The following is a 14,949-nucleotide window of genomic DNA, read 5'->3' on the forward strand; positions in this document are numbered from 1 at the left end:
TTGTCATTATATTTACACAAATATAAATAATTCAGCTTTGTAAATGAAAATACTTTTGATTGGTGAATACAGTCGATTGCATAATTCTTTAAAAGAAGGATTGGTAATGTTGGGGCATGAAGTAATTCTGTTGTCATCTGGCGATCATTTCAAAAAATTTGACACTGATTATTCCTTTGATTCTGCATTTATATCCGGTTATTGGTTGCCTCTAAAAATTAAAAATGTCATTCATAAACTCACGGGAATTGATTTAGAAAACGCTGAAAGAGGACTTCGTTTTTATCTTTTATTATCTCATTTAAAAAACTTTGATCACGTACAGTTGATTAATTCCGATGCGATTGAAACATTTCCTTTTTTGTCCCGTATACTCTATAAAAGAGTATTCAAAAAAATTAAAAACAGGAGCTTGCTAATCTGCGGTGATGAAACCCCAGTAATTGATTATTTGTTACAAAGAACCTTTGATCATAGCATTCTGACGCCCTATTTTGAAGACAATTTGTTAAAAACCCATTTTGAATACCCCTTAAAGTATACCAAGAACAACTATCGAAAAACTTTTAATTGGTTGGCTGAAAACTGCCAAAACCTAATTGCCTCCGATTTAGATTATAAAATTCCAATGGAAAAAATGGGCTATTCGGTCCACTTCGTTCCAAATCCTATTAACACTCAAAAAATTAGATTTCAAGAACAAAAAATTAATGACAAAATTGTCATTTTTCTTGGGATAAATCGCACCAGTTATATCAAAAAAGGGATTCCTTATTTTGAAAAAGCCTTAGAGATTATTCAACAAAAATATCCGGAGAAAGTAACTGTGATTACCACTGAAAATCTTCCTTATATTGAATATATAAATTTATACAATTCTGCACAAATTCTATTGGATCAAATCTACGCTAAGGACCAAGGATACAATGCCTTGGAAGCTATGGCAAAAGGAAAAGTAGTTTTTACCGGTGGTGGCAAAGAATTCATAAAACATTATAACATTAAGGAACCAATCAATATATGTGCAATACCAGACGTCAATTCTTTGGTAAAGGAACTTTCCTTTCTGATCGAAAATCCCGAGGTCATAATCGCTATAGGAAAGCGTGCCAGAGCATTTATTGAGAAAGAGCATGATTTGGTTAATATAGCGTATCAGTACTTGGAAGTTTGGAATTTAAAAGCAGTTTCCTAAACATAAATAGAATCAGGAAGAAAACAATTAAATTAGCAAAAAAATACGCCAGCAAAGCTCCTTCAAAAGAAAAAAGCGATACTAAATAAAATGATAATAAAAGATACGCTACATTAAACACTATTTCAAGAATAAAATATTTTTTTACACTCGCTTTAACAACGACTTGATAGCCAAAAGCTAATGTCATTATCCTTAAAAGATCCCCTAAAAGTTGCCAAATCAACACCTCATTCACTTTTGAAAATGCTGCTGTAAAAGCGACATCCACTATAATTCCTTTCAACAAAAAGACAGCTACTAATACTGTTAAAAATAGTGGAACAAAAAATTTAAAATAAGACTTCAATTCTACTTTAAACTCAAGCTCTGTTGTCAGAGAAGCTAATTTAGGCATGTAATACAATGACAATCCAGAACTGAAAACCAACATATAAAAACTGGAAAATTTATTGGTGGCATCCCAAATTCCAGCTTCTTGAATGGAGTGCGTTTCAATTATAAAATTCCGTATGAGCATTAATGTTACAGGTGCAATTACAGCGCTTAACAATGCCATCGCAGAAAATTGCTTGATAACATTCAGGTATTTCTTTTTTAAAACTTTCTGGAGATTGAATTGAAAATAGCTTTTGTCTTTTAAGACAAATACAAAAGTCACTATAACCATAAGTAATTCGCCGAACACAACCGCCAGCAATCCACCATTTATAGCGTTTTTCACAATTAAAAATGCGGTAAAACCAAAAATTAGCACATTTGAAATAATCTGTAAAACTATAATTTTTTTATACTGTTCTAAAGCGTTATAGATTGCTATCCAAAACGTATTGATGACAATCAATGGTAGTAGCAATCCAAAAAACCGAATGGGATTAGCAAACGAATTTGTAAAAAGCAATAATTCAGAAATAGTATTGGCAAATAGTAAAATAAGCAAACCCAAGACCGTAGCAATTAGCAGGAAAAACCAAAAAAAAGTAGCATAAATGATGCCCAGTTCTTTCTTATCCTCTTTATTTTCAACGAATAACTTTATTAATGAATTGTTTATCCCTAAGGTAGCTATGGACTTCATCATTGCTGTGAAGTTTCTCAAACTCCCCAACAATGCCATTCCAGAAGTTCCTAAATAAACAGACACAATTTTTGTAGAAATAATTCCCAAAACAAAACTCATCACTACCGAAATAGAATTAAGTGATACTAATTTTAAAAGTGCATTTTGTTTTAAAATTTTCAACATTATAAATTTCGCATAACTTTAGCCGGATTTCCTGCAGCGACAACATTTTTGGGAATGTTTTTTGTCACGACAGACCCATTTCCTATAATAGAATTATCCCCAATTTCAACTCCTTTTAAAATAGAAACATTTGATCCAATAAAGACATTTTCACCAATACACACTGGAAGGGAATTTGGGTTTTCTTGGTTTCGTTTAATACTATTCAAATCATGTCCATCATTATCTATTATAGAACAGTTTACACCTATTAAAACATGGTCTTTGATGGTAACTTTCGAAAAACAAACAATAGAAAAAGCATTATTGATAGCAACATTGTTTCCAATGTTAATTTCGCTGTTTTCATTTCTGGCTTCTATATAGGTATAGCCTGAAAAAAAGTATGGAGAGGAAACTACACCGATTTGGACATTCTTCCCAAAATAAATCTTCCCATTTCCTTTTAACAGCAAGGGATAAAAAAGATTTGGCTTCCCAAAAACTCTTTTACAATCCGAAAGAAACTCATACTTTTTGATTCGAAAAGTAACACAGCACAATTGTTTTATTCTACTAGCTAATCCCATCCTGATATTTATTTAAAATTGCAACAATATGACTCACTTCATCCCTTGTTAATACCGGACTTATTGGCAAACTTAGTACTTCATCGTGAATTTTTTGCGTGATAGGAAAAGACAAATGATTCCAGGCTGATAGCGCTCTTTGATTGTGTGGCGGAATGGGATAATGTATGACCGTTTGAATATTATGCTGCAGTAAATATTCTTGTAAATTTAGTCTGTTCTGTGTTCGAATGACAAACAAATGGAAAACATGATTATTTGACAAATCCCAATTTGGTAAAATTATTTTATCATTGTTAATTTCCGATAAATACCGTTTGGCAATTATTCTTCGTTTTTCATTTTCAGCATCTAATTTGGGTAATTTAACATTAAGAAAAGCGGCTTGTAATTCGTCTAATCTTGAATTTACCCCCATATTGTCATTGTAATACTTCGTTTCAGAACCATAATTTCTGATTGATCGAATAGTTTTGGCTAATTCCAAATCATTTGTTATAACAGCGCCACCATCGCCTAAAGCTCCTAAGTTTTTTCCAGGATAAAAACTGTATGCTACGCTTATTTGTTGCGTTATGATTGCTGATTCTTTATTTTTTATTGCACCGTGAGCCTGAGCGGCATCTTCAACAACCAGTAAAGCATTAGCAACAGCAATTTTATTTATCTTATCCATTTCAGCCAAGTGTCCGTACAAATGAACAACTAAAATCGCTTTGGTTTTTGAGGTAATCTTTTCAGTAATTAAATCGGGGTTGATGTTGTAGGTTTCCAACTTTGGCTCAACCAAAACAGGAATTAAATCTGCTTGTAAAATAGCCAAAATACTGGCAATATAGGTGTTGGCGGGAACAATAACTTCGTCTCCTTTTTGTAATTTTCCCAATTGAATATATCCTTTGAAAATCAACACTAAAGCATCAAAACCATTTCCCACACCTATACAATATTTTATACCGCAATAGTTGGCAAAACTTGTTTCGAATTCCTTGACTTCATTCCCTAAAACATACCACCCAGTATCTAAAACTGCTTTTAATTTTTCTTGAAAAGCAGCTTCAAACGGTTCATTTATTTTTTTTAAATCAAGGAATGGTATCATATTAATTGCATTGTATAAAAATCCTGACTGTAAACCGAGCATCCTAATTCTTCTTTCTGTTTCAAGAGTCCAGCATGAAACCCTTTTTGATTTGCCGCATTTACAATACCCATATCAAAAAAAAGCTTCCCTTCGCTTTTGTATTTTTGTATTAAATTGAGAAATAAAAAATCCAATGCGCGCAACTCCTCCCCTTTTTTAGTAGTGGCGCCATATTGCGATTTCACAACCGTTTCCGTTTCGAATATTGTAATGCCCGCAACAATCTCATCCTGATAATACACTGAAAATTGTTTGATATTAGTGGGAAATTTTTTTTTAAGTACTGTTATTTCTTGAAGGGTATGCACTGGTTTGGAACCGAATTTTTCCAATAACCTTGGTACTAAAACAGATTCCCAAAAGGACTTAAAATGACTTTCTTCCACCAACTCTAAATCAAGTTGTTCCTTTTTTCTGAAATGCTTTAGTTTACTTTTTGAAATCGTCAAAGGCATGGCTAAATTGATCGCCAGATTCATTTCTTTTTTGTCTAAAAACGCTCCTTTTTTTAACATAAAAAAATCTAATTCAGCGTTCCCTTTTGAAGCATAAAATAAAGGAATGGGTTTATAATAAAAAGATAGTATCCTATTTTCTTTAAAAAAAGACAAAAGAGAATCTAAAATTGCGGCTACTTTTTCTCCATTTATTTTATGGGAATAAACCAATCCGCCATACGTCAAACCTTGATGAGAATACACTATTGCTCCAACTCTATTTGCCGGAAGAACAGCAACTAGTTTTTCGTTTTCGAAAATCATTAACGAGAAATCTTCGAATCGATCTTTATGGTATTCCATAAAATCTCGGTGAAATAAAAAAGTAGCATTTTTGGCTTCACCAATAAAGGCATTCCAATTTTTACAATCACTTTCCCGATATTGTTTGACAGAATAATTTTTCACTATTAAATTTTAGACCCTGTGAAAGTAATCAATTTTTATTTATGTTCTAAAGTAGGTAAATACCATTTGAATTTTACCGCCATCAAACGGACTGCAATGATAACCAATGAAGTGGCCAAGTATAAAACATCATTTTCTAAATTCAGTTTTCGAAGTAAAAAAAAGACAATTCCGCCCAAAATACAAATCGTTGCATAAATTTCTCTCCTGAAAATTACTGGGATTTCAGTACATAATATATCTCGGATAACACCTCCAAAACAAGCAGTCATCGTTCCTAAAGCAATACAAATAACGGGATGAAGTCCAATATTAATTCCTTTTTCAAGACCTATTAAAGTAAAAACACCTAATCCGATCGTGTCAAATAAAAATAAAGAGGTGCGTAATCTATCGAATCTTTTTCGAAAAAGGATTGCCAAAACAAACCCAATACTAATTACATAAACATATTTCAAGTCCAGCATCCATCCCACTGGCGTTCTGCCAATCATGATATCTCGTAAGGTGCCGCCGCCAACCGCAGTGACAAATGCAATGATAAAAACACCAAAAGGATCCAGCTTTTTATTCATAGCCGTCAATGCGCCAGACATGGCAAAAGCCATCGTACCAATGATGTCTAATAAGTGAAACATTTGAATTGAGATTTTGACAAAAATAAAGAAAATACTCGTGAATCCAGCTTGAAACCTCAATCAATTACTGAATCTATTGCTTCTAAATAAATATTAGGATCCTATTATAAAACTGGATTTTCTCTATGTATCTTTGTAGCTTTTAATTAAATAGTTGAGAGTCTTGAAACAAATCACTTCGATACAAAATCCATACATAAAATCTTTAGTGCAATTGCAGGAGAAATCCAAAGCACGCAAACAATCCGGGACTTTTTTAATAGAGGGAAAACGAGAAATTTCGATTGCCCTTAAAGGGGGGTATCAAATGCAAACACTTCTGTTTTTACCGGAAATTTGTTCGGAAAACGAAGCCAGAGAATTATCTAAAAATGCAGAACTGATAGAAATCAACAAAGAAGTCTATCAAAAATTAGCCTATCGCGATACCACTGAAGGAATTTTGGCTGTTGCCAAAACCAAATCGCTGCAATTAACGGATTTGAAATTATCTAAAAATCCATTGATCCTTGTTGCCGAAGCACCGGAAAAACCAGGAAATATTGGTGCTTTACTTCGTACTGCCGATGCTGCTAACCTGGACGCTGTGATTATTGCTAATCCAAAAAGTGATTTATACAATCCAAATATTGTTCGCTCTAGTGTAGGCTGTTTGTTTACCAACCAAATTGCAACCGGAACAACATCAGAAATCATTGCCTTTTTGAAAGAACAAAAGATCAATTTTTATTGCGCAACGTTGCAAAACTCCACTTCCTATCACACACAAGATTATACCACTCCAACGGCCCTAGTAGTAGGAACAGAAGCGACTGGATTGACAGAGGAATGGAGAAAAGAAGCAACTCAAAATATTATAATTCCAATGCAAGGCGAAATCGATTCAATGAATGTTTCAGTTGCTGCTGCCATCCTGATTTTTGAGGCCAAAAGACAAAGAGGGTTTTAGATTGCAGCTTAAAAAAAGATATTGAACTTCACCTTTTTCGTATGATTTTGTCATTTCAACAAAAAAACTCGAACGAAGTAAACCTAATAAAAAATCTCATGCATAAAAATAACATTTATAATATGAAAAATAGATTCGTATTTGCAATCACTTTACTCACAACGGCACTTTCTTTCGCACAAATCACTTCGAACCAAGTGGATGAAGTAGTAAATCGTACCCTAAAAACGTTTGATGTTCCTGGAATTGCAGTGGCTATTGTAAAAGACGGAAAAATAATTCACGCCAAAGGATATGGCGTAAAATCAGTTTTGACTAACGAAAAAGTAGATGCGAATACCCTTTTTGGGATTGCTTCAAACAGTAAAGCGTTTACAAGTGCCGCATTGGCGATGCTAGTCGATGAAGGCAAAGTAAAATGGGACGATAAAGTCATTCAATACCTTCCTAATTTCAAGATGTATAATGACTATGTAACTAATGAATTTACCATTCGGGATTTATTGACACACCGCAGTGGATTGGGTTTAGGCGCAGGCGATTTAATGATTTGGCCTGACGGAAGTAATTTTACAGCAGCAGATATTATTCAGAATTTACAGTATTTAAAACCGGTTTCAGCATTTAGAACGCAATACGATTATGACAATTTACTGTACATAGTAGCTGGAGAAGTCATTCGCGTAGCAAGCGGATTGAGCTGGTGCGATTTTGTTGAGAAACGCATAATGAAACCCTTGGAGATGAACAACAGTGCTGCATCGTTTTTACGTTTAAAAGACACCACGAACATCATTGCGCCTCATGTTCCTGTAAATGGAAAACTAAAAACAATCAAACGCTATCAAAACCCACTTTTTGATGCAGCAGCAGGAATTTATTCCAGTATAAATGATTTAAGCAAATGGACAATCATGCAAATGAACACCGGAAAATATGGTGTTGATAACAAACCATTATTTTCTAAAAAAGAGCAGCACGAGATGTGGCAGCTGCAAACCATAATTCCTGCAACCACAAAACCACCTTACAACACTCATTTTAGCGGGTACGGACTAGGTTGGTTTTTAAGTGATGTAAAGGGATTCAAACAAGTCTCCCACACGGGCGGATTAGAGGGGATTGTTACCCAAGTTACTCTTTTTCCAGAATTAAATCTCGGAATTATTGTATTAACCAACCAACAATCCGGTGCTGCTTTTAATGCCATTACCAATACTATAAAAGACAGTTATTTAGGAATTCAATCCGAAGATTATGTAACCATTTATAGCAACCGACTAAAAGCGAATGAAGAAACTGCTGACAAAGTAACCGATGAAGTTTGGGCAACGGTAGCCAAAAACATGAAAGAAAAAATTAAAATAGATTTTAAAAGTTTTATTGGCACCTACAATGACAAGTGGTTTGGAGACGTGGTACTTACAGAAAAAAAAGGAAAACTCTATTTTGCCTCTAAACGTTCTCCTCAACTTGCTGGTGAAGTTTTTTTATACAAAGACACAAACTATGTAGTAAAATGGAACAATGCTTATTTTCATGCAGATGCTCATTTATTTTTTGAATGTGATGCTACCGGAAATGCAGTTCGATTAACGATGAAACCCATTTCTGAATTAACTGATTTCAGTTATGATTTTCAGGATTTGGATTTTAGCAAAGTGCAATAATCTTGTTAGAAAGCACTATTTGCAATTTATATTTAGACACTTGTTTTACTTGCATATCTCCTAACTTATTTCTATTTTTAGGAATTGAACCATGCCGTTATGATAGAAATTGATATAGAAAAAGAGAATAAAGCTATTGCTCAAGAATACAAGGAGTTACTTCGCATTAGCTATCAAACCTTGAGCGATGATGATAAAAAACTTATCCGAAAAGCATTTGATGTTTCCGTGGAAGCCCATAAAGAACAACGAAGAAAATCGGGTGAAGCTTATATTTTTCATCCTATTGCTGTAGCAAAAATTGTGGCCTCCGAAATTGGTTTGGGAGCCACTTCTATTGCCGCCGCATTGTTGCACGACGTTGTAGAAGATACACCAACTACTATTCAGGATATCGAACGCCTTTTTAATCCTAAAGTGGCCCAAATTGTCGAAGGATTGACAAAAATATCATTGGTACAAAAAGATTTAAATGTATCGATGCAGGCGGAAAATTTTCGTAAAATGATATTAACCTTGAACGATGACGTTCGTGTTATTCTAATTAAACTTGCCGATCGTTTGCACAACATGCAAACGATGGATTCTATGCAGGAAGACAAGCAAACAAAAATTGCATCCGAAACTTTATACATATACGCACCCTTAGCGCACCGGCTAGGGTTGTATAACATCAAGACAAAACTAGAAGACTTAGGATTAAAATACACGGAACCTGTCGTTTATAATGATATTGTAAGTAAAATAAAAGAAACAAAAGAGGAACAAGATGCCTACATTGGGGATATCACGGATGTGCTAAAAAAAGCATTAGATGTCGAGAATATTGATTTCATTATCAAAGGTCGGCCTAAATCCATTTATTCTATTCGCAGAAAAATGCAGGCGCAAAATGTAAGTTTTGATGAGGTATATGATAAATTTGCACTGCGTATAGTCTACAAATCGACACCACACGAAGAAAAATTTATTGCCTGGAAAATTTATTCTATAGTAACCGATCATTACAGGCCAAGTCCAAGTCGCTTACGGGATTGGATTTCCTCTCCCAAATCTACAGGCTATGAAGCCTTACACATTACTGTAATGGGACCAAAAGGGCGATGGGTAGAGGTACAAGTCCGAAGCGAGCGCATGGACGAAATTGCTGAAAAAGGATATGCTGCACATTATAAATATAAAAACGGAACTACCGAAGAAAGCGGTCTGGATGTATGGCTTAACTTATTAAAAGAAGCTTTAGAAAATTCTGAAACAAATGCGGTAAGCTTTGTAGAAGATTTCAAGATGAATTTATATTCGAAAGAAATTTTTGTTTTTACTCCAAAAGGAGAAATAAAATCGTTACCCAAAGGAGCGACTTCATTAGATTTTGCTTTTAGCATCCATTCTGAAATAGGGATTCGCACCAGGGGAACACGTGTTAACGGGAAATTAGTTCCTTTGAACTTCGAATTAAAAAGTGGGGATCAAATAGAAGTTATCACCTCACAACATCAAAAACCTACAGTAAACTGGCTGGATTATGTAACCACTTCCAGAGCTAAAACAAAGATAAAAAATGTTTTAAACGAGAACACTAAGAAAATTGGTGAGGAAGGAAAAGAACTCCTTACCCGAAAATTAAAACATTTAAAAATCACCTTAAATGAAGCTGTCGTTAATGAATTAGTCAATTTTTTCAAATTAAAAACCAGTTTAGATTTATTTTACAGAGTGGGAATTGGCGCTATAGAAAATCAACAACTCAAAGATTACGCCGCACAAAAAAGCAATACTTTTATTAATTTTTTCAAAAACAAAATAAAACGTTCTCCAAGTACTGCTAATGAAGACATTCACAAACCAATAATAAGCAGTAATTATGATATGCTTGTTTTTGGCAAAGAACATGACAAGCTGGATTATAAGCTGTCGCCTTGTTGCAACCCAATTCCTGGCGATGATGTGTTTGGTTTCGTAACAATAAATGAAGGAATAAAAGTGCATAAAAAAGATTGCCCTAATGCCATTGGTATGCAATCCAACTATGCCTATAGAATAATGACAGCCAAATGGATTGATTCCTCACAAGAAGAATTCAAAGCTATTATTAACATAACCGGAATGGATGTTTTAGGACTTACCAACCAGTTAACAAAAGTAATTTCAAACAATATGCATGTTAATATTCAAAGTATAGCATTGAATACCGACGCTGGAATTTTTCATGGTCAGGTAGCGGTAATTGTACAAAACAATACTATTTTAAAAAAAATGATCAATAATATTAAAAAAATTGATGGAATCGATAAGGTAACGCGCGAATATAAAACCTAGAAAATTTCGTTTTTTGTATTTGACCTTAAGTTTCAACCTCTGAAACTGAATAAACTTGAAACTAAACAAACCGGAAACTTTAAACTTTAAACTAAAAAATTTATCTTTGCCAGCATATGACACTCATTTCCACAGATAATACCAAAAACCAAGAAATTGTAAAAAATGTTTTTACAATGTATCTTGAAAAAAAAGGACACCGCAAAACTCCTGAACGTTATGCTATCCTTCAGGAAATCTATGACAGCGAGGAACATTTTGATGTAGAAAACCTTTACATCAAAATGAAAAATAAAAATTATCGCGTCAGTCGAGCAACCCTTTATAATACGATTGAATTACTACTGGATTGTGCTTTAGTGCGCAAACATCAATTTGGGCAAAATCAGGCACATTACGAAAAATCATATTTTGACAAACAACACGATCATATTATTATGACCGATACTGGAGAGGTGATTGAATTTTGTGACCCAAGGATTCAAAGTATCAAAAAAACAATTGAAGAAATTTTCGATATAGAGATTACCAACCACTCGTTATATCTTTACGGAATTAAGAAACAAAAAAACAACTTGGACGAACAAGAGCGTTCATAAATATAAAAATTAACTACAAATAACATTCAGAATGACGGTAGATTTATTATTAGGATTACAATGGGGAGATGAAGGAAAAGGAAAAATTGTTGATGTTCTAACTTCAAATTACGATATTATTGCTCGTTTTCAAGGTGGACCAAATGCTGGACATACTCTTGAATTTGATGGAATAAAACATGTGCTTAGAACTATTCCTTCTGGTATCTTTCATAAAACCGCCATAAATATTATTGGAAACGGAGTTGTTATTGATCCTGTAGTTTTTCAAAAAGAAATTGAAGGACTTGAAAAATTTAATTTAGACATCAAAAATAAATTAATCATTTCAAGAAAGGCACATTTAATTTTACCAACGCACCGTCTACTAGACGCAGCTTCAGAAGCTTCTAAAGGCAAAGCAAAAATAGGTTCTACACTGAAAGGAATTGGGCCAACTTATATGGACAAAACCGGAAGAAACGGTATTCGTGTAGGTGATATTGAATTAGAAGATTTTGCAGACCGTTATAGAGCTTTGGCTGACAAGCATGAAGCCATGATTAAATTCTATGATGTTGCCATACAATATAATTTAGAGGAATTAGAAAAAGAATTTTTTGAAGCTATCGAAGAACTAAAAAAATTAGATTTTATTGATAGTGAAGAATATTTACACCAAGCTCAAAAAGCAGGTAAATCAATATTATGTGAGGGAGCTCAAGGTTCATTATTGGATGTTGATTTTGGTACTTATCCCTTTGTAACTTCATCTAATACAACTGCTGCTGGTGCTTGTACCGGTTTAGGGATTGCTCCAAATAAAATTAAAGAAGTATACGGTATTTTCAAAGCATATGTGACACGCGTAGGAAGTGGTCCATTCCCTACTGAACTTTTTGACGAAGACGGTGCAACTATGGCACGTGTAGGAAATGAATTTGGATCTGTAACTGGAAGACAAAGACGTTGTGGCTGGTTAGACTTAGTAGCACTTAAATATGCGGTTCAGGTGAATGGTGTAACACAACTGATGATGATGAAAGGGGATGTACTTTCAGGATTTGAAACGTTGAAAGTATGTACCGAATACAATTATAAAGGAGAGAAAATTTCTCATTTCCCTTATAACATCGAACCCGAAAATGTAACACCAGTGTATCAAGATTTCAAAGGATGGCAAGCTGATTTGACTGGTATGACTACGTATGATGAATTACCAACAGAATTAAAAGAATACATTGAATTTATTGAAAAAGAAGTAGAAGTTCCTATTAAAATAGTTTCTGTAGGTCCAGACAGAAAGCAAACTATTCTAAAATAAGATTACACTAAACGCTCTGAAAATTCAGAGCGTTTTTTTTAGTTTAAAATCCCATCCAACCCAATGAAAAACCCAACTATCAAAATACAAAAAACCGAATTACTTTCTGACAATTGGTACATTTTAAACAAAGTAACTTTTGACTACCAAAAAAAAGATGATTCTTGGATTACCCAAAAAAGAGAAGTCTACGATCGAGGAAATGGCGCTGCCATTTTACTTTATAATAGGCTCCAAAAAACAGTTATTCTAACACGTCAGTTTCGCTTACCAACCTACCTTAACGGAAATGAAACCGGAATGATGATTGAGGTTTGTGCCGGACTTCTAGATCAAGATAATCCGGAACAATGCATCATTAGAGAAACGGAGGAAGAAACGGGATATCGCATTTCTAAAGTACAAAAAGTAATGGAAACCTACATGTCACCTGGAGCAGTAACTGAAATTTTATATTTATTTGTTGGAGAATACGATGAATCCATGAAAGTCAGCGAAGGTGGCGGAGTAGAACACGAACAAGAAAATATTGATGTGCTAGAAATGCCTTTCGACGATGCCTATGCAATGATTGAATCGGGTGAAATGCAAGATGCAAAAACCATTATGCTACTACAATATGCCAGAATTAACGACCTTATTTAATGAATAATACGACAAAAGGAGTTTTGTTTGCCTTATTAGCAACCTTACTTTGGTCAGTTAATATGGTAATCGCCAGTGGTATAAAAGACCACATCCCTCCAGTTGGATTGGCTTTTTGGAGATGGTCAGTTGCATATATTGTCTTGACACCGTTTGCTATAAAAAGTACTATTAAAAATTTAAAAATTGTAAAAAGACACATTAAGTATCTTACGCTTACAGCTGTATTGGGAATTACTATCTTCAATACACTGATATACTTTGCTGGAAAAACAACAAATGCAGTCAATTTATCGTTAATCGCCATTTCGATTCCGCTATTTATTGTTGTACTCTCCAGGATTGTTTTTAAAGAGAAAGTTAGTACTATAAAAATAGTGGGAATTACAACCATAATCACAGGAGTTTTAGTACTTATTTCTAAAGGCTCCTTACAGGCTTTACTCCATATTAGCTTTACTATTGGGGATTTATTGATGCTCGTGGCTTGCTTCTTTTTTGCTTATTACACGATACTGGTGCGACAAAAACCAGATGAATTATCACCCAAAGTATTTTTATTTAGTGTTTTTGTAATTGGTACAATTTTACTCTTTCCTTTTTATGTTTATGAACACATCTATTATAAAAAAGTAATTTTTGACGTAAAAACAGTTTTAGTAATCAGCTATGTTGGCGTTTGCGCTTCCTTAATTTCATTTTATCTGTGGAACGAAGCCATTCGATTGATTGGTACCTCAAAAACAGCAATAATTTACTATTTGATTCCCGTATTCAGTGGAATTCTAGCTTATTTTTTTCTAGATCAAGTTATTGTACGTACCCAAATTATAAGCATGGGAATCATTATTTCCGGGTTATTAATTACCAATAAGAAGTAATCATTAACTTTTAACAAAATAGAAAAGCAGAATGAATTTATTTTATTTCTGCTTTTCTAGTTAAAGGATATGCTGAAAACTACTATTTATTAGGCTGAGGTGTCATTCTTAAATATGGTTTAATTCTTTCGAAGCCTTTTGGAAATTTAGTAGCAATATCTTCGTCCTTAATTGCTGTTGAAATTACGACCTTATCACCATCTTTCCAGTTTGCGGGTGTTGCAACACTGTATTTAGCTGTCAATTGTAGACTATCAATTACACGTAGTATTTCATCGAAATTTCTGCCGGTTGACGCAGGATATGTCAATGTTAATTTTATTTTTTTGTCTGGACCAATTATAAAAACAGAACGCACAGTAAAACTCTCACTTGCATTGGGATGAATCATATCGTACAATTCTGCAATATGCTTGTCTTGATCAGCAATTATTGGAAAATTTACTGTTGTATTTTGAGTTTCATTAATGTCTTTTATCCATTCCATGTGCGAATCAACACCATCAACACTCAGCGCGATTACTTTTACATTTCGTTTTTCAAATTCCGGATAATAATTGGCTGCTGTTCCTAACTCAGTGGTACAAACCGGTGTGAAATCAGCTGGGTGAGAGAATAAAACACACCAAGAATCCCCTAACCATTCATGAAATTTTATTTTTCCTTGTGACGTTTCTGCTTCAAAATCAGGAGCAATATCGCCTAAGCGTAATGTTGCCATAGTAGTTTAATTTTTTGATTAGTACCACTGTAAGGTATTCAAATTAACCCAATCTACGGAGGAAACAGGTCTTAAAATTGTACTAATTTTTATAAAAACAAAAAAAATAGTATCCAAATAATATAACAAAAGCCTTCATACCCTAGCAATGATCGCAACAGCATC

At 33.9% G+C, this 14,949-nt stretch carries 14 protein-coding genes; 8 read left to right on the forward strand and 6 right to left on the reverse strand.

Annotation, left to right across the window (positions count from 1 at the left end; genetic code table 11):
- Positions 1 to 43 precede the first annotated feature (43 nt).
- Positions 44 to 1,195 carry a glycosyltransferase family protein gene (locus ACNQF9_RS11810; RefSeq protein ID WP_417990278.1) on the forward strand — a complete coding sequence of 384 codons (1,152 nt, stop codon included), beginning with the start codon at positions 44 to 46 and terminating at the stop codon, positions 1,193 to 1,195.
- On the opposite strand, the gene ACNQF9_RS11815 is transcribed toward ACNQF9_RS11810, so the two are convergent.
- From ACNQF9_RS11815 to ACNQF9_RS11835, 5 genes are read right to left on the reverse strand one after another with little or no spacing between them, the layout of a single operon-like run.
- Positions 1,143 to 2,441: an O-antigen translocase gene (locus tag ACNQF9_RS11815; protein WP_417990279.1), complete on the reverse strand. Its 1,299-nt coding sequence runs from the start codon at positions 2,439 to 2,441 to the stop codon at positions 1,143 to 1,145. The two genes, ACNQF9_RS11810 and ACNQF9_RS11815, sit on opposite strands and share 53 nt — an antisense overlap.
- Positions 2,441 to 3,010: an acyltransferase gene (locus tag ACNQF9_RS11820; protein WP_417990280.1), complete on the reverse strand. Its 570-nt coding sequence runs from the start codon at positions 3,008 to 3,010 to the stop codon at positions 2,441 to 2,443. Before ACNQF9_RS11820 ends, ACNQF9_RS11815 begins: the two co-directional genes overlap by 1 nt.
- Positions 2,997 to 4,112: a DegT/DnrJ/EryC1/StrS family aminotransferase gene (locus tag ACNQF9_RS11825; protein ID WP_417990281.1), complete on the reverse strand. Its 1,116-nt coding sequence runs from the start codon at positions 4,110 to 4,112 to the stop codon at positions 2,997 to 2,999. Before ACNQF9_RS11825 ends, ACNQF9_RS11820 begins: the two co-directional genes overlap by 14 nt.
- Entirely contained in the window at positions 4,109 to 5,059 is a 951-nt protein-coding gene (locus ACNQF9_RS11830; RefSeq protein ID WP_417990282.1) for a FemAB family protein, read from the reverse strand. The genes ACNQF9_RS11825 and ACNQF9_RS11830 overlap by 4 nt, the downstream gene beginning before the upstream one ends.
- Before the next feature lie 35 nt (positions 5,060 to 5,094).
- Positions 5,095 to 5,697 (reverse strand): trimeric intracellular cation channel family protein, encoded by a 603-nt coding sequence (locus ACNQF9_RS11835; RefSeq protein ID WP_417990283.1) that lies wholly within the window; start codon positions 5,695 to 5,697, stop codon positions 5,095 to 5,097.
- A 163-nt stretch (positions 5,698 to 5,860) separates the two neighbouring features.
- On the opposite strand from ACNQF9_RS11835, the gene ACNQF9_RS11840 reads away from it, so the two are divergent.
- From ACNQF9_RS11840 to ACNQF9_RS11870, 7 genes are all read left to right on the forward strand, one after another.
- Positions 5,861 to 6,646 carry a TrmH family RNA methyltransferase gene (locus ACNQF9_RS11840; protein ID WP_417960823.1) on the forward strand — a complete coding sequence of 262 codons (786 nt, stop codon included), beginning with the start codon at positions 5,861 to 5,863 and terminating at the stop codon, positions 6,644 to 6,646.
- 122 nt (positions 6,647 to 6,768) lie between these two features.
- Positions 6,769 to 8,316 (forward strand): serine hydrolase, encoded by a 1,548-nt coding sequence (locus tag ACNQF9_RS11845; protein ID WP_417990284.1) that lies wholly within the window; start codon positions 6,769 to 6,771, stop codon positions 8,314 to 8,316.
- Between the two features lie 99 nt (positions 8,317 to 8,415).
- Positions 8,416 to 10,635 (forward strand): RelA/SpoT family protein, encoded by a 2,220-nt coding sequence (locus ACNQF9_RS11850; protein WP_417960827.1) that lies wholly within the window; start codon positions 8,416 to 8,418, stop codon positions 10,633 to 10,635.
- A 116-nt stretch (positions 10,636 to 10,751) separates the two neighbouring features.
- On the forward strand, positions 10,752 to 11,234 hold the full coding sequence (locus ACNQF9_RS11855; RefSeq protein WP_417960829.1) for a Fur family transcriptional regulator: 483 nt from the start codon (positions 10,752 to 10,754) through the stop codon (positions 11,232 to 11,234).
- Between the two features lie 31 nt (positions 11,235 to 11,265).
- Complete coding sequence (locus ACNQF9_RS11860; protein ID WP_417960831.1) at positions 11,266 to 12,537, forward strand: adenylosuccinate synthase; 1,272 nt, start codon at positions 11,266 to 11,268, stop codon at positions 12,535 to 12,537.
- A 63-nt stretch (positions 12,538 to 12,600) separates the two neighbouring features.
- A complete protein-coding gene (gene nudK / locus ACNQF9_RS11865) occupies positions 12,601 to 13,182 on the forward strand; it encodes a GDP-mannose pyrophosphatase NudK (RefSeq protein WP_417960833.1) in 582 nt (193 codons plus the stop codon).
- Positions 13,182 to 14,063: a DMT family transporter gene (locus tag ACNQF9_RS11870; RefSeq protein WP_417960835.1), complete on the forward strand. Its 882-nt coding sequence runs from the start codon at positions 13,182 to 13,184 to the stop codon at positions 14,061 to 14,063. Before nudK ends, ACNQF9_RS11870 begins: the two co-directional genes overlap by 1 nt.
- An 82-nt stretch (positions 14,064 to 14,145) precedes the next feature.
- Here ACNQF9_RS11870 and ACNQF9_RS11875 read toward each other — a convergent pair whose 3' ends face one another.
- Positions 14,146 to 14,784 (reverse strand): peroxiredoxin, encoded by a 639-nt coding sequence (locus tag ACNQF9_RS11875; RefSeq protein ID WP_417960837.1) that lies wholly within the window; start codon positions 14,782 to 14,784, stop codon positions 14,146 to 14,148.
- Positions 14,785 to 14,949 lie beyond the last annotated feature (165 nt).

Source organism: Flavobacterium amylolyticum, from assembly GCF_048284335.1.
In the GTDB taxonomy this organism is placed as follows: Bacteria; Bacteroidota; Bacteroidia; order Flavobacteriales; family Flavobacteriaceae; genus Flavobacterium.

Coding starts and splice junctions, on each gene's coding strand:
- ACNQF9_RS11850 (WP_417960827.1), top strand. CDS start 8,416: ATGATAGAAATTGATATAGAAAAAGAGAATAAAGCTATTGCTCAAGAA.
- ACNQF9_RS11860 (WP_417960831.1), top strand. CDS start 11,266: ATGACGGTAGATTTATTATTAGGATTACAATGGGGAGATGAAGGAAAA.
- ACNQF9_RS11870 (WP_417960835.1), top strand. CDS start 13,182: ATGAATAATACGACAAAAGGAGTTTTGTTTGCCTTATTAGCAACCTTA.
- nudK (WP_417960833.1), top strand. CDS start 12,601: ATGAAAAACCCAACTATCAAAATACAAAAAACCGAATTACTTTCTGAC.
- ACNQF9_RS11815 (WP_417990279.1), bottom strand. CDS start 2,441: ATGTTGAAAATTTTAAAACAAAATGCACTTTTAAAATTAGTATCACTT.
- ACNQF9_RS11855 (WP_417960829.1), top strand. CDS start 10,752: ATGACACTCATTTCCACAGATAATACCAAAAACCAAGAAATTGTAAAA.
- ACNQF9_RS11845 (WP_417990284.1), top strand. CDS start 6,769: ATGAAAAATAGATTCGTATTTGCAATCACTTTACTCACAACGGCACTT.
- ACNQF9_RS11810 (WP_417990278.1), top strand. CDS start 44: ATGAAAATACTTTTGATTGGTGAATACAGTCGATTGCATAATTCTTTA.
- ACNQF9_RS11825 (WP_417990281.1), bottom strand. CDS start 4,112: ATGATACCATTCCTTGATTTAAAAAAAATAAATGAACCGTTTGAAGCT.
- ACNQF9_RS11820 (WP_417990280.1), bottom strand. CDS start 3,010: ATGGGATTAGCTAGTAGAATAAAACAATTGTGCTGTGTTACTTTTCGA.
- ACNQF9_RS11835 (WP_417990283.1), bottom strand. CDS start 5,697: ATGTTTCACTTATTAGACATCATTGGTACGATGGCTTTTGCCATGTCT.
- ACNQF9_RS11875 (WP_417960837.1), bottom strand. CDS start 14,784: ATGGCAACATTACGCTTAGGCGATATTGCTCCTGATTTTGAAGCAGAA.